General features: G+C 60.9%; 13 protein-coding genes. 4 read left to right on the top strand and 9 right to left on the bottom strand.

Annotation, left to right across the window (positions count from 1 at the left end):
- Positions 1–20 precede the first annotated feature (20 nt).
- From uraH to AB4K19_RS18370, 3 genes are all read left to right on the top strand, one after another.
- Complete coding sequence (gene uraH / locus AB4K19_RS18380; RefSeq protein ID WP_375229698.1) at positions 21–380, top strand: hydroxyisourate hydrolase; 360 nt, start codon at positions 21–23, stop codon at positions 378–380.
- 93 nt (positions 381–473) lie between these two features.
- The gene (gene deoC, locus AB4K19_RS18375) at positions 474–1478 is read left to right on the top strand and encodes a deoxyribose-phosphate aldolase (RefSeq protein WP_436398504.1); all 1005 of its coding nucleotides are present in this window, start codon (positions 474–476) and stop codon (positions 1476–1478) included.
- Between the two features lie 22 nt (positions 1479–1500).
- Positions 1501–3843, top strand: a complete 2343-nt coding sequence (locus tag AB4K19_RS18370) for an aldehyde dehydrogenase family protein (RefSeq protein WP_375229697.1) — start codon at positions 1501–1503, stop codon at positions 3841–3843.
- A 77-nt stretch (positions 3844–3920) separates the two neighbouring features.
- On the opposite strand, the gene AB4K19_RS18365 is transcribed toward AB4K19_RS18370, so the two are convergent.
- From AB4K19_RS18365 to AB4K19_RS18335, 7 genes are all read right to left on the bottom strand, one after another.
- Positions 3921–5240: a M16 family metallopeptidase gene (locus AB4K19_RS18365; protein ID WP_436398501.1), complete on the bottom strand. Its 1320-nt coding sequence runs from the start codon at positions 5238–5240 to the stop codon at positions 3921–3923.
- Positions 5237–6571 (bottom strand): M16 family metallopeptidase, encoded by a 1335-nt coding sequence (locus AB4K19_RS18360; protein WP_375229696.1) that lies wholly within the window; start codon positions 6569–6571, stop codon positions 5237–5239. Before AB4K19_RS18360 ends, AB4K19_RS18365 begins: the two co-directional genes overlap by 4 nt.
- A gap of 107 nt (positions 6572–6678) precedes the next feature.
- Entirely contained in the window at positions 6679–7182 is a 504-nt protein-coding gene (locus tag AB4K19_RS18355; protein WP_375229695.1) for a DUF3035 domain-containing protein, read from the bottom strand.
- Positions 7183–7233: 51 nt separating this feature from the next.
- Entirely contained in the window at positions 7234–7719 is a 486-nt protein-coding gene (gene lspA / locus AB4K19_RS18350; protein WP_375229694.1) for a signal peptidase II, read from the bottom strand.
- 9 nt (positions 7720–7728) lie between these two features.
- Positions 7729–9315: a bifunctional phosphoribosylaminoimidazolecarboxamide formyltransferase/IMP cyclohydrolase gene (gene purH, locus AB4K19_RS18345; RefSeq protein ID WP_375229693.1), complete on the bottom strand. Its 1587-nt coding sequence runs from the start codon at positions 9313–9315 to the stop codon at positions 7729–7731.
- 21 nt (positions 9316–9336) lie between these two features.
- Entirely contained in the window at positions 9337–11082 is a 1746-nt protein-coding gene (locus AB4K19_RS18340; protein ID WP_436398499.1) for a heparinase II/III family protein, read from the bottom strand.
- 108 nt (positions 11083–11190) lie between these two features.
- Positions 11191–12456: an RsmB/NOP family class I SAM-dependent RNA methyltransferase gene (locus AB4K19_RS18335; RefSeq protein WP_436398497.1), complete on the bottom strand. Its 1266-nt coding sequence runs from the start codon at positions 12454–12456 to the stop codon at positions 11191–11193.
- Between the two features lie 84 nt (positions 12457–12540).
- On the opposite strand from AB4K19_RS18335, the gene AB4K19_RS18330 reads away from it, so the two are divergent.
- Complete coding sequence (locus tag AB4K19_RS18330; protein ID WP_375229692.1) at positions 12541–12729, top strand: DUF1674 domain-containing protein; 189 nt, start codon at positions 12541–12543, stop codon at positions 12727–12729.
- An 11-nt stretch (positions 12730–12740) separates the two neighbouring features.
- Here the strand turns inward: AB4K19_RS18330 and AB4K19_RS18325 are convergent, their stop codons facing one another.
- Complete coding sequence (locus AB4K19_RS18325; protein ID WP_375229691.1) at positions 12741–13097, bottom strand: dihydrodipicolinate reductase; 357 nt, start codon at positions 13095–13097, stop codon at positions 12741–12743.
- Positions 13098–13176: 79 nt separating this feature from the next.
- Positions 13177–13995, bottom strand: a complete 819-nt coding sequence (dapB, locus tag AB4K19_RS18320; protein WP_375229690.1) for a 4-hydroxy-tetrahydrodipicolinate reductase — start codon at positions 13993–13995, stop codon at positions 13177–13179.
- Between the last annotated feature and the right edge of the window lie 74 nt (positions 13996–14069).

Below are 14069 nucleotides of genomic sequence, written 5' to 3'. Positions count from 1 at the left end.
ACAATGATGGAGGCAGGCCAATGCCCGAAGGTTATCTGACAACACATGTTCTGGACACAGCCCGTGGTATGCCCGCGGAAGGCATCCGCATCCTGCTCTATCGTGTGTCTGGCAACAGCCATCGCAAAATCGCCGAAGCCGTCACAAACAGCGATGGCCGGACGGACGCGCCCATTCTGCCGGCCGGTAAATTCAAAGCGGGCAGCTACGAGATGATCTTCGAGACAGGGCCGTATCTCGACGCTGCAGGTGTCCCGCCCGAAGAGCCTCGGTTTCTCGACGGTATTCCGATCCGCTTTGGTATCTCTGACGAAGATGCTCATTATCACGTGCCTCTGCTGCTGTCGCCGTTCGGATATTCAACCTACCGGGGCAGCTGACGCTCCGGCATCCCTGCGCGATATCGGCGGCTGCGCCTTGCCAAGGCGCTTCACGCATGCGATTTTTGACGCAGCTTCCTTAAAGGCACAATCATGCAAAGCCATACAACCGATACGGCCGCTCTGGCCGCTGCACACCAGTTGCCACAGGTCACAGAACCCCGCAATCCGGGTACTGAACTCGACATGGACTGGGTTCTGAGCCTGCAGGCCAACACATCGGCCATTGAACGCCGCGCTGCACAGCTCCCCGCGCGCCGGTCGGTCAAAAAGGCCCATCAGGCCGCCTGGCTGCTGCGGGCGGTGACCTGTATTGATCTGACAACCCTGTCCGGTGATGACACAAGCCGGCGCGTGCAGCGGCTGTGCTCAAAGGCCAGACAACCCGTTGCACAACGCACACTTGATGCATTGGGAATGGGACCGATCACAACCGGGGCGGTCTGCGTCTACCACGATATGATCCCGGCGGCGGTCACGGCACTTCAGGGCACCGGCATTCCGGTCGCAGCGGTCAGCACCGGTTTTCCGGCCGGCCTGTCGCCTTTCCATCTGCGGATTGCAGAGATCGAAGAGAGCGTCAAAGCCGGTGCTGCGGAAATTGATATCGTCATTTCGCGCCGGCATGTTCTGTCCGGAAACTGGCAGGCACTGTATGACGAGATGCGCGCGTTCCGGGCCGCCTGTGGAGAGGCGCATGTCAAAGCCATCCTTGCCACAGGGGAACTGGGATCCCTGCGCAATGTAGCGCGGGCTTCTGTGATCTGCATGATGGCCGGAGCAGATTTCATCAAGACCTCGACCGGCAAGGAAAGCGTGAATGCCACGCTGCCTGTGTCGCTGGTCATGATACGGGCCATCCGCGAATACTTCGGGCGCACAGGCTACCGTGTCGGATACAAGCCTGCGGGCGGCATCTCAAAGGCCAAGGACGCGATCACTTATCTTGCGCTGATGAAAGAAGAACTGGGCGATCGCTGGCTGCAGCCCGATCTGTTCCGCTTTGGGGCCTCGTCCCTGCTGAATGACATCGAGCGTCAGCTCGAACACCACGTGACCGGCACGTATTCCGCCGGCTACCGCCATGCTGCCGGCTGACGACCCGCGGAAAGGACAAGCAATGACTGTCTCTGAAATCTTTGAAACGATGGACTATGGCGAGGCACCCGAAAGTGCCGCTGAGGCGCTGGCCTGGCTGGTCGATCGGGGCGATCGGTTCGGTCACTTTATTGATGGCGCCTTCACACAGCCCGTCGACGGATTTGACAGCCGCAACCCCGCGACCGGAGAGGTGCTGGCGACGCTGACACAGGGCACGCAGGCCGATGTCGATGCCGCCGTTGCCGCAGCCCGTAAGGCTCAGCCCCGGTGGGAAAAACTGGGCGGCCCGGGCCGCGCGCGTTACCTCTATGCCCTTGCGCGGCTGCTGCAGAAACACAGCCGCCTTTTTGCCGTTCTCGAAACGATGGACAATGGCAAGCCCATCCGCGAAAGCCGGGATATCGACATCCCGCTGGCACAGCGGCATTTCTATTTCCACGCGGGCATGGCGCAGCTGATGGAAGAGGAGCTGCCCGATCGCCGCGCCCTTGGTGTCTGCGGGCAGATCATTCCATGGAATTTCCCGCTCCTGATGCTGGCCTGGAAAATTGCTCCGGCCCTCGCGATGGGCAACACGGTGGTGCTGAAACCGGCGGAATACACATCCCTGACCGCCCTGCTATTTGCGGATATCTGCCGTCAGGCGGGTCTGCCCAAAGGGGTGATCAACTTCGTGACAGGCGATGGGTCGGTGGGCGAGATGATCGTTGCGGCAGATGTCGACAAGATTGCCTTTACCGGCTCCACTGCCGTCGGTCGCCGCATTCGTGAAGCCACTGCCGGGAGCGGCAAGGCTCTGACGCTCGAGCTCGGGGGTAAATCCCCTTACATTGTTTTTGATGATGCTGATCTGGACAGTGCCGTCGAGGGTCTGGTGGATGCGATCTGGTTTAACCAGGGACAGGTCTGCTGCGCGGGTTCGCGGCTGCTCGTGCATGAACCGGTTGCCGATGCCTTCCATGCCAAACTGCGCGCCCGCATGGACAAGCTCCGGCTGGGCAGTCCGCTGGACAAAAGCATTGATGTCGGTGCCATCGTCGATCCGGTGCAGCATGCAGCAATCTCTGCGCTGGTAGACGCCAACACAGCAGGCGAAACCCACGTTGCCGCGGTGGACATGCCGGTTGAAGGCTGTTTTTACCCGCCGACCCTGATCACCGGCCTGAATCCCGCCGATACGCTGATGCAGGAAGAAATATTCGGCCCTGTGCTGGTGTCCTGCACCTTCAGAACACCGTCCGAGGCAGTCTCGCTGGCCAACAACACGCGGTATGGCCTGGCGGCATCTGTCTGGAGCGAGAACATCAATCTCGCGCTGGATATGGCGCCGAAGCTTGCTGCAGGGATTGTCTGGGTCAATTGCACCAACATGATGGACGCCGCGGCCGGCTTCGGAGGCGTCCGGGAAAGCGGTTTCGGACGCGAAGGCGGGTGGGAAGGCCTTGCAGGCTATACACGCCCAAAGGAACGCAGCCGCAAACTCCGACAGCCGGTTGCATACACCGGCGATGGTGCACCAGCCGATCCGCTGGACCGGACGGCAAAGCTCTATATCGGCGGCAAACAGGCACGCCCCGACAGCGGTTATTCCCGCGCGGTCTGGTCCAGAAGCGGCGCATTGCTGGGGCACGCCTCCTGTGCCAACCGCAAAGACGTGCGCAATGCGGCAGAGGCGGCAAATGCGGCCGCTTCCTGGTCAAAAACCACCGGGCATCTGCGCGCACAGATCCTCTATTATCTCGCCGAAAACCTCAGTGCGCGCCGCACAGAATTCGTCCGGCGTCTTGATGGAATGCAGGGCGGTAAAACCGGCGCGGCAGAGGTCGACGCCGCAGTCAGCCGTCTCTTTACCTATGCGGCCTGGGCGGACAAGTTTGATGGTCAGGTGCATGGCGTGCCGATGCGCGGCGTTGCTCTTGCGATGCGGGAACCGGTGGGCGTTATCGGTGCTCTCTGCTCCGCCGAAGCGCCCCTCCTGGGCCTCATCTCCTGCATGGCCCCGGCCATGGCAATGGGCAACCGCGTGATCCTGTCCGCTTCGGAGCCCTTCCCACTGGCGGCAACTGATTTCATCCAGGTGCTCGAAACCTCTGACGTTCCCGCAGGTGTGGTGAACATTCTCACCGGCTCGCACACAGATGTCGCGGATACCATGGCAGGCCACCTGGACATCAATGCAGTCTGGAGCTTTGGCGCAGCGGAATTCTCTGCAATCACAGAACGTGCCTCAGCAGGCAACCTGAAACGCACCTGGGTGAACAACGGTATGGCACGCGACTGGATGGGCCCCGCAGGTCAGGGCCGGGAGTTCCTGGACGCAGCAACAGAGGTGAAAAACGTCTGGATCCCTTACGGCGAATAATCAGCCGCCGCCCACACCCGGACCGTTCAGGTCAGGGGACATCGCGTGACGCGACAGCGTCTCATTCTGATAACGGTTCAGTTGGCGGCTGTGGTTTCAACACCTTCCGGCTGTCCCACTACCACAAAGTGCAGCCCTTCCGGGTCCAGCAGTTTGGCGGCCACACGCCGCACATCTTCCAGGGTAACTGCCTCTACTTTGTCATTCCGCGTCGCAATGTAGTCAATCGGCAGTCCCAGCATCTGCATCCCAACAATAATGCGGGCGATCCGGGCGTTTCCGTCAAACCGCAGCGGATATGCCCCCGTCATATACGTTTTAGCATTTGCGAGCTCTTCGGGCGTTACCCCCTCGTCAGCGGCGCGCTGCCATTCCGAACGGATAACACCAATCGCCTCAGCGATCCGGTCATTCGCCGAACTGACGGAGCCCATATACACCTCTCCCAGGTCCTTGGGAGCAAGGTACGAGTACACACCATAAGTCAGACCACGCTTTTCACGCACTTCGTTCATCAGACGGCTTTCGAATGAACCACCACCGAGAATACGGTTCAGCACGGCTGCCGTGAAATAATCCGGATCATCCTGTTTGATGCCCGCCTGTCCAAAAATCGCCACCGACTGTGGAGTTTCGAACGGCACAACGGTGGTGCCGCCGGGAATATCGATCTCGGCACGGGGCGGCATCGGCGCGCCCGCTTCCGGCAGATCACCCAGCAGCGCATCCATGAGGGACGAAAGTTCTTCTTCGGTGATGTCTCCGACCGCACCAATGTAAATCCGGTCACGCGCAAAGATAGCCCGGTGAGCCACCACGAGATCCTCGCGGGTCAGGGCTGCAACGCTTTCCTCAGTACCTTCAAGGGCAGTGGCGTAGGGGTGATCACCCCAGATGATACCGTCCATTGTGCGCCCGGCGATTGCGTTGGGGTCTTTGGCGTCCGATCGGATACCGGAGAGCACCTGTGCACGGACGCGCTCAATCGCGTCCGCATCAAACCGGGGCTCCAGCAGTGCCGAGCGCAGCAATTCCAGAGAGGCCTCGCGGTTCTCCGTCAGAAATCGGGCAGAGACCGAGAGTTCATCATCGCTGATATCAAAACCGAAAGAGGAAGCCAGCGACTCAGAAGCGCGTGCAAAGGCGCGCGCATCGAGATCACCGGCACCCTCGTCCAGCAGATAGGACATCAGGGCGATGGCGCCACGCTTGCCCGGGGCGTCCAAGGATGCCCCCCCGCGGAAACGAATTTCAAGAGCCGCAAAGGGAATGGAATGATCCTCAACGAGCCATGCCGTGAGCCCGCCAGGCGACTTAACTTCCTTAATATCGACGGCCGCAGCAGCCGGAAAGCTCATCACGAGCGCAGTAAACAGCGCGACAACAAAACGGATCATTGGGTCACCTCCTCACGCATCAGCCAGCCTGTGACTGAAGCGCGCCTGTCAAAAAGATCGCGGGCAGCCTGCAGAATGTCTTCTTCGGTCACAGCCTGCAAAATGTCCGGCCATGCCTGCACATCCTCAACCGTCAGACCCGATGTCAGCGCCTGACCATACCGGTTCGCAATCCTGTCGACATCATCCCGCTCATAGATCAGTTCAGCCCGGATCTGCAGTTTGATACGCTCAAGCTGTTCCGGGTCCGGGCCCTCTTCGAGGAATTTGGCAATTGCGGCGTCCATGGCGTCTTCGGCTTCCTGCAAAGACACCGTCGGCGTGGGAACAACGATGACGTTGAAGGTCGTGTCGTCCAGCGAAACACCCCGGTAGAACGCGCCGGAAAACGTGACGATCTGGCTGTTGAACTGAAGTTCTTCAGTCAGAAAGGACGTCTGCCCGCCACCAAGGATTTCGGCCAGCATCGTCAGAGCCGCCGCCGTTTCCTGGTCGCCCGGGTCACGCTCGGGCGCAAGGTAGGACCGGCGCACATATGGCTGTGCCACCCGCGCGTCGCGAAAGATCAGACGCCGCTCAGCGGTCTGTGGCGGCTCCTCGGTCCGTACCCGCTCCGGGAGATCCGGATTGGCCGGAATGACACCATAATATTTCTCTGCCAGCCGTCGCACTTCTTCGGGCGTTACGTCGCCGGACACCACCAGGATCGCATTGTTCGGCGAATAGTAAATGTCATAAAAAGTCAGAGCATCCTGCATATCGAGCGTCTGCATTTCGTGCATCCATCCGATAATCGGTTGGCCGTACCGGTGGTTCAGAAACTGCGCTGCACCGACCTGCTCGCCAAAGAGTGCCCCCGCGCTGTTTTCGGTGCGCTGATTGCGTTCTTCAATGATCACATCCCGTTCCGTCAGGATGTTTTCTTCAGTCAGGCGGATATTACGCATGCGATCCGCCTCCATCCGCATCATCAGCTCCAGACGATCCGCGGCCACACGCTGAAAATAGGCAGTATAGTCATACGACGTGAACGCATTGTCGCGGCCTCCGTTGCGCGCCACGGTCGCCGAAAGCTCGCCTGCTTCCAGCGTGTCAGTCGCTTTGAACAGCAGGTGTTCGAGGAAATGCGCCACACCCGATGATCCGGGCGGTTCATCCGCCGATCCCGCACGGTACCAGACCATATGCTGCACCACCGGCGCCCGGTGATCTTCGACCACTACAACCTGCATCCCGTTGTCCAGCTCAAACGTGGTCACCGCATCTTCGTTCGCGGCCAGAGAAGCAGGCAGGAGCGCGAGTAAAGCGGCGCGCAGGGCAGTTTTGAACATCAGGGGTCTCCGGTATGTCAGGGCGCGTGGATGGGACACAGGTACGCCGTAACGCGTCCTGTTCAAGTCAGGCTGGCAGGAATGTTACAGCGCGATGGCTGCAACGATCAAAACTGCGGCGGGAAAGAAGGTGTGCGTGCGCCGGCCTGACGCCAGAGTTCAGCTGTTTCATCAGGGTCCAGCGCCTGGCCGCGGTAAGCTTCGTTGTACCGGTCCTGCGGAAAGAGCCTGATCTGGGTGAAGCGCGCCTGCCTGCGGCGGAACTCTTCGTCCTCAGCGGCAAGCTCCGACCGGATGGATGGGGTCACACCAAACCGAGAAGCCGCCGTCACCAGGGCTCCATCCGCTCCGGGAACGCCGGCATTCGGGTCCGTCGGCCGGCCACCCAGGGCAACAATCGCATCGCCCACCGGGTCATTGTCGGTCAGATTGCCCTGCCCCGGTGTCGGCGTCGGCAGTGCTGTCAGATCATCGGGGGTCTGCAGCTCGGCTTTCGGCTCCACCAGAAATTCATCCGGGCCCGTACCGTCCGATCTCAGCTCGCGCAGGCCGGTGTTGGCGCAGGCGCTCAGCAGTGTCGCAATCAGTATCAGGGCCACCGGACGGTGCATGCTGTGTCTCCTCAGTGTAATGCCTTTGATACGACAGGCATGCAGGCAATGTCACTGCCCTTTTTCCGCCTGTTTCTTCTCATCCGGAGCAAAGAAAACCAGCGCAATGGCACCGGCGAAAATAAAGATATCTGCCACATTGAACACGAACGGATTTGTGATGCCGCAACACGACATATTCAGGAAATCCAGCACATAGCCATAGATCAGACGGTCCAGCACATTGGCCAGAGCTCCCCCGACCAGCAACCCCGCACCAATCCGCGCAACACGACCCAGCGATATCCGCGCAGCCCAGATCAGAACACCGCCACAGATAACCACAGCAAGTCCGACCAGAATCCAGCGGCTCGCTTCCGACCCCTCACCAAACAGGCCGAAATTGATGCCCCGGTTTTCGCCGTACCGAAAATTCAGCAGCGGCGGAAAAACATCGACAGACCGGATACGCCACAGCTCCATCACATGGATCACGAGATATTTGCTGATCTGATCCAGCGCGAAAGCCACAAGAGCTGTCAGGGCAATGAGCCGCATCGGCGTCTCCTAGTGGCGGAAATGGCGCATGCCGGTGAAGACCATTGCGAGACCTGCTTCGTCCGCAGCAGCAATAACCTCGTCATCACGCATGGAACCTCCCGGCTGAATGAGCGCGGTGGCCCCGGCACCGGCAGCTGTGATCAGGCCATCGGCAAAAGGAAAGAATGCATCCGAGGCCACAACCGACCCTTCCGTCAGGGGCGCCGGCAAACCCATTGCCTCCGCCATGTCCTGCGCCTTGCGGGCCGCAATCCGTGTGCTGTCCACACGGCTCATCTGCCCTGCGCCGACACCCACAGTCGCGCCATCTTTGACATAAATGATGGCATTGGATTTCACATGTTTGGCCACGGTCCAGGCAAAAAGCAGATCCGCCATTTCCTGCTCCGTCGGCGCGCGTCTGGTAACCACTTTCAGATCATCCGGCATGACTTGACCGGCATCCTTGTCCTGCACCAGATAGCCACCGGAAACCTGACGCACCGCCATAGAAGCCCGTGCCGGGTCGCCGAGCCCGCCGGTTGTGAGCAACCTCAGGTTCTTCTTCTGGCTGAAAATATCCACAGCCTCAGCGTCGGCACCAGGTGCTATCACAACTTCGGTAAAGATACCTGTGATCTCTCGGGCTGTTTCTGCGTCCAGCGGCTGGTTCAGGGCAATGATCCCGCCAAATGCAGAAGTCCGGTCACAGTCGAAGGCACGGGAATAGGCCTCGACCAGTGTTGCGCCACGCGCGACACCGCAAGGGTTGGCGTGTTTGATGATGGCACAGGCCGGCCCGTCTGCCGGGTCGAACTCGCTCACCAGTTCAAAGGCCGCATCGGTGTCATTGATATTGTTGTAGCTCAGTTCCTTGCCCTGGTGCTGTGTCGCGGTCGCAATGCCTGGCCCCGCGGAACCGTCCGTGTAGAAGGCAGCCTGCTGATGCGGGTTTTCCCCATAGCGCAGTGTCTGCGCCAGCTGGCCCCCGAATGTGCGCCGCCGCGGCGTGTCACCGACCTGAGCGGCCATCCATGTGCTGACGGCGGTATCATAGGCTGCGGTCCGCGCATAAGCCGTCTGGGCCAGACGCTGCCGCAGTGCATAGGACGTCCGGCCGTCCTGCGCCTCAAGTTCTTCCATCAGCGGCGCATAATCCTCGACATCCACAACAACGGACACAAACCCATGGTTCTTTGCCGCCGACCGGATCATCGCAGGGCCGCCGATGTCTATGTTTTCGATTACTTCCGCATATTCCGCGCCCTTTGTCACAGTTTCCTCGAACGGGTAGAGGTTCACCACAACCAGATCGATCGCACCGATTCCGTGCTCTGACATGGCTGCCACATGCGCATCGTTGTCGCGCAGGGCCAGCAGGCCGCCATGCACAACCGGGTGCAGGGTTTTGACACGGCCATCCATCATTTCGGGGAATCCGGTGACCTCAGATACGTCCGTCACGGTCAGCCCGGCGTCACGCAGCGCGCGGGCTGTGCCACCCGTCGACAAAAGCTCGACCCCTCTGGCCGCCAGCGCCTGACCCAGTTCGACCAGCCCGGTCTTGTCAGATACTGAAAGCAGCGCGCGGCGCAGCGGTACGAGATCGGTCATAGGTCGGGGTCCTTGTGGCAGCTATTCAGTCAGGTCAGGCGTATCGAGGCTGAGATCCCGCACGCCAATCGCAGTTTCCTGCGCTTTGGACAAGGACCAGCGGATACGCGTCGCATATGACATAGCCCGCCCGGAAAGGACAATCTGATTTGACCCTCTTGGCTTGAGACGGCCGGTTTCGAGATAAACCGAGGGCTCCAACGACAGTTTCTGCGTCCCATCGTGGCGGAAAACCCAGATTTCCCCGCTCTTGAGCGCCATTGAAACCGCAGCCCCCCCAAGATCGATGGTGACATCCACCTCAGGATGCAGGTGGAATCTGATGTCAAAGGCAATACCGCTGAGCCCGGCGGCATCCATTGTCCGGTCAAACCGGCGTTTTTCGCCGTCTTCCAGCGCCAGCAGCATATCTTCACCGGCCAGGCCCCGGCCGTCAAACGTCATTTCCAGCGTACGCGCATGCGTCAGGCCATGCGTCGGCACAAACCCGTTGTGGCCACTCTGAAAGCGCAACCCGTCACTGGCGTGGCCGATTTCTATCGGCACCCGTGTCGGCCCTTCGATGAGGGGTTCGCGCCCGGTGCCGGCATCCTGCTCGCCAAGGCGTGCACTGGAATACCCATCCAGCGACAGCGTCGAATGCGATGGCGTGGCACGGCCCGCCCTGCGCCATTCCGGCCCGAACGTCCGTCCGGAACCACAGTTGACGATCAGTGGTCGGCGCCCCGAGGTCAGCTCAAACGCCAGCGTCGAGGCATGCGCATTATACGACGCAGCACCCGAAGGTGGCACCGAGGCATCAACCACCACACTGGTCCGGCCGGCGGACAAGCGTGCATATCCCATGGACAACCCGTCCGGCTGGCTGTTGCGGACCCGCGCCTGCGCCAGGGCATGATCGAGCCAGCCCTCCGCCCCGCGGCCCCCACCGTGGAACCGCGCAAGCCCGCCATCTGCGTGCCGCAGCGTCCTGAGTGTGGGCGCAATGCGTTCGATTGCGGCGGTATGGTCCTCCGGGATGCCATGACCAGCTTCATCCAGGGCTGCAGCGGTCCAGCTGAGCAGGGTGAAGACCTCCAGCAGTTCCTCGGGATTGCGGGTCGGCAGACCACCCTGTTCATCAATCCGGATCCGGCATTCCCGGGCAAGCGCACGTACCGCAGGCTGCGCCACGGATTCCATTCCTTCCAGCGCAAGCCCAGCATAAATCAACCCACAGAGCGCTTCGATGCGGGGAAGCCCCGGTGCAGCGCCATGCCAGCGTCTGGACAAAAAATGGGTCTGCCGGAACAGGCTGCCGTAAAAGGCGTGGCTTTGGTCAGGTTCCGTCCCGCGTAGCACAAAGATGGCATGGTTGATCCAGCGGATCAGCCGTCTGCCGGTCAGATCGGGCGTCCAGCCCGCCCCACGCCCGCGACCACAGTGCTCAATCCAGCTCCAGAGCCATCTCTGAGCCGCCGTCCTGGCGGGCATATCGCCGACGGCTGCCAGATCATCCAGCCAGGCAAAACCGTGCAGCTCCTGCCCGAACTCGGCATTGGGAAGCGGCAGATCCCAGATTTCCGCGTCTTTCTGCTCGACAAGATGACCCGCAAACAGGAAGTTCCCCGCCATCAGCTGGCGTCCGCGCGCAAAACTGCCGATCGTGCGGGGCTCAGGTGAGGACACAAACCCCACAGCACGCGTTTTCATCCGGCCGGCGCGTGATGCGTGCCAGCGGTTCAGAAACTGCACCTTTCTCGTGGCGAAACTGCGGGTTCCGGACATGTGATACTCTGCCTTGCTGCGCTCTGCCGGCGCGTTGGGGCAATAATAGCCTGCGGCTGTCTGCGAGTCACCGCATTTGTCAGGATGCCGGAATACGGCCTTGTCCTGTCAGGCAGCTTTCCGCAGGCAGGCCATGTAAAATCCGTCCATGCCACCCGCGTCCGCCCAATAGTCGGGACGCAGGCGCAGGCCGCCTTCTTCGGTTTTCCAGGAGGCATCAACCCCTTCTGACAGCGGTGTATCGCACGTCATATCCACGTGCCGCGCCAGCGCTTCCTCGACCTGAACTTCGCCCTCGTCGGGCAACAAGGAGCAGGTACAGAAAACAAGGCGCCCCCCCGGCGGCAGCAAAGACCATGCGTGATCGATCAGTATTTCCTGCTGCTCAATAAGGTCACCAAACTCGGTACCATCTTTGGCATGGGGCAGATCCGGGTGGCGGCGGATCGTACCCGTCGCGGAACACGGGGCATCCAGAAGGATGGCGTCGTAACTGCCGGTCACCTCACGGGCGTCAGCCGTCAGCAATTCGGCAACGAGGCCGGTGCGTGTCAGGTTTTCACGAACACGTTTCATTCTGGTCCCGGAATCGTCCACCGCCGTCACTCTGGCCCCGGATGCTGCGATCTGCATGGTCTTGCCACCGGGGGCTGCACACAGGTCCAGCACATGTTCGCCCGGTGCCGGAGACAGGATTTTTACGGCGAGCGCAGCGGCGGCATCCTGGACCCACCAGTCGCCATCGGCAAAGCCTGGCATGGCAGAGACCTGGCCTGCGTCCCGGACCCTGACCGAGCCTGTCGGCAGCAATTCGCCGCCTGTCGCCGCGGCCACAGCGGCGGCATCAGATTTTGCGGTCAGGTCCAGAGGAGCGCCCGCAAAATGTGCCGTTTCCATCGCGCCGATCGCCTCGGCCCCCCATGCCTCAACCAGCGGGCCGCGCAGCCACTTTGGCAGGCGGGGCGCGCGCAGGGCATTCCAGGCATCAGGCCCATCTGCTGCGACTTTGCGCAGAACCGCATTTGTCAGGCCCTTCAGGTGCCCATATCGCTTATGGCGCGCAACGAGTTCCACCATCGCGTTAACCACACCGTGACCGGCGGCACCGTGACAAAGTTCCGTAGCCCCAACCCGCAAAGCATTGCGCACCGTCAGCGGTGGATATTTTGACAGATGCTTCTGCAGAATGCGGTCAGCACGTTCGAGGCCACGCAGTGTATCCATGGCCAGACGGGCTGCGCGGGCGCGGTCTTCGGGCTCCAGCCTGTCAAGCGCGCCACCGGCGAGCAGTTCGGACATCAGCCGCCCTTCTCCCAGCACCTGATCCAACAGGTAAACAGCGCTTCTGCGCGCGGGGAGGCCGGTCTGGGACATGTCTGAGCTCACAGCTTGGAAATCTGACGGGTTGTCTGGGCCAAAGAGCGGCGTATATCAAGGCCGGTAAGAGGAAGAAGCGCTATGTCCGACGACAAATCAGATCACACAGACGACCTGCCACCCGCAGCAAAGCGCGCTCTGGCTGAAGCCGAAGCACGCCGCAAAGCCGCCGAAGCGCTTGATCTGCCGCCCGAACTGGGCGGTCGCGACGGGCCGGAACCTGTGCGGTTCGGTGACTGGGAAAAGAAGGGCATCGCGGTCGATTTCTGACCGGCACCCGATCAGCGCAGACGGAATTCCGCCGAATCGCCCTGGCCCTGATCTGACGTGAAGCGGATGCGGTTATCCTTGGCCTTCACTTCCTGACAGTTGTAACCGAGCGGATCGCCACCCCAATAAAGATCCCGGCAGAAATACCCGTTTTCCCACGTCCAGTTGCCTGTCACAGGCCAGGCAGCACCACGTCCAGAGATCTGTCCGTCAGCGGTAACTTCAAGGTTCACGAAAGGACGTTTGAGCTCTTTCCCTGTCACCATTTTCACAAATTCCGACTGGTCGTCGATTTTCGCAAACTCGGCCAGTGCCGGTGCGCCGGAAAAGGCGGCGGCGGCAGCAAGGATGTAGAATACAGGGCGCATGGTTCAGGCTCCGGTGATCGATCTTGTGTTATATATACGTTCTGAACCCTGATCCGGTTCAAAAAAGATCACACAGGTGTCAGTCCTCTGAAAGACCGAGCACATCCAGCATGTCATAAGACCCGGGTGCGCGGCCACGTGTCCAGAGCGCGGCCTTCAGCGCGCCACGCGCGAAAACGGAGCGGTCCGAGGCCACATGGCGCAGCGTGATGCGCTCGCCTGTGGCAGCAAACAGCACATCGTGTTCGCCGATGATGTCGCCGCCACGGATCGCCGTAAAACCGATATCACCACGCCGCCGCGCGCCGGTAATCCCGTCCCGTGCCCTGTCTGACGCATCTTTCAGTGACACACCCCGCCCTTCTGCAGCAGCTTCGCCCAGCATAAGCGCCGTGCCCGACGGCGCATCAACCTTGCGGTTATGGTGGGCTTCAATGACTTCAATGTCGAAGTCATCGTCCAGCGCAGCAGCAACACGCTTTGTCAGCTGCACAAGCAGATTCACGCCAAGGCTCATGTTCCCCGCGCGCACCGTTGTACCACCGGCCCCGGCCTTCGCCAGATCGCTGAGCTCATCATCGGTCATGCCAGTCGTGCCAATAACATGCGCCGAGCCGGTGCGCGCCGCTGTGGCTGCGAATGCAATCGTCGCCGCGGGAGCTGTGAAATCGATGACCACATCCGCGGCTTCAAACGCTGCCTGTGCGTCATCGGTAACAGTGACACCCGTTTCCGCACCCCCAAGGCAGAGCCCGAGATCGCGGCCAATCCAGTCATGACCCGGTCGCTCAAGAGCCGAAGCAACGACCACAGCTTCCGAACCGGCAGCAGTTTCAACCAGCATGCGGCCCATCCGGCCGGACACGCCCGTAATTGCAATTTTCAGCTGTTCTGACATGTCTGGCTCCCGGTGGATCTGAGGTGCTCTCATAGCCTGCCCGGCGCGCCTTGGCAAAGGGCAGTGAAGGGCGT

The sequence above is a fragment of the Roseobacter phycocola genome, from assembly GCF_042055075.2.
GTDB lineage: Bacteria > Pseudomonadota > Alphaproteobacteria > Rhodobacterales > Rhodobacteraceae > Roseobacter.
The sequence above is the reverse complement of the archived record's forward strand: the minus strand, read 5'-3'. Positions and strand labels throughout refer to the sequence as shown.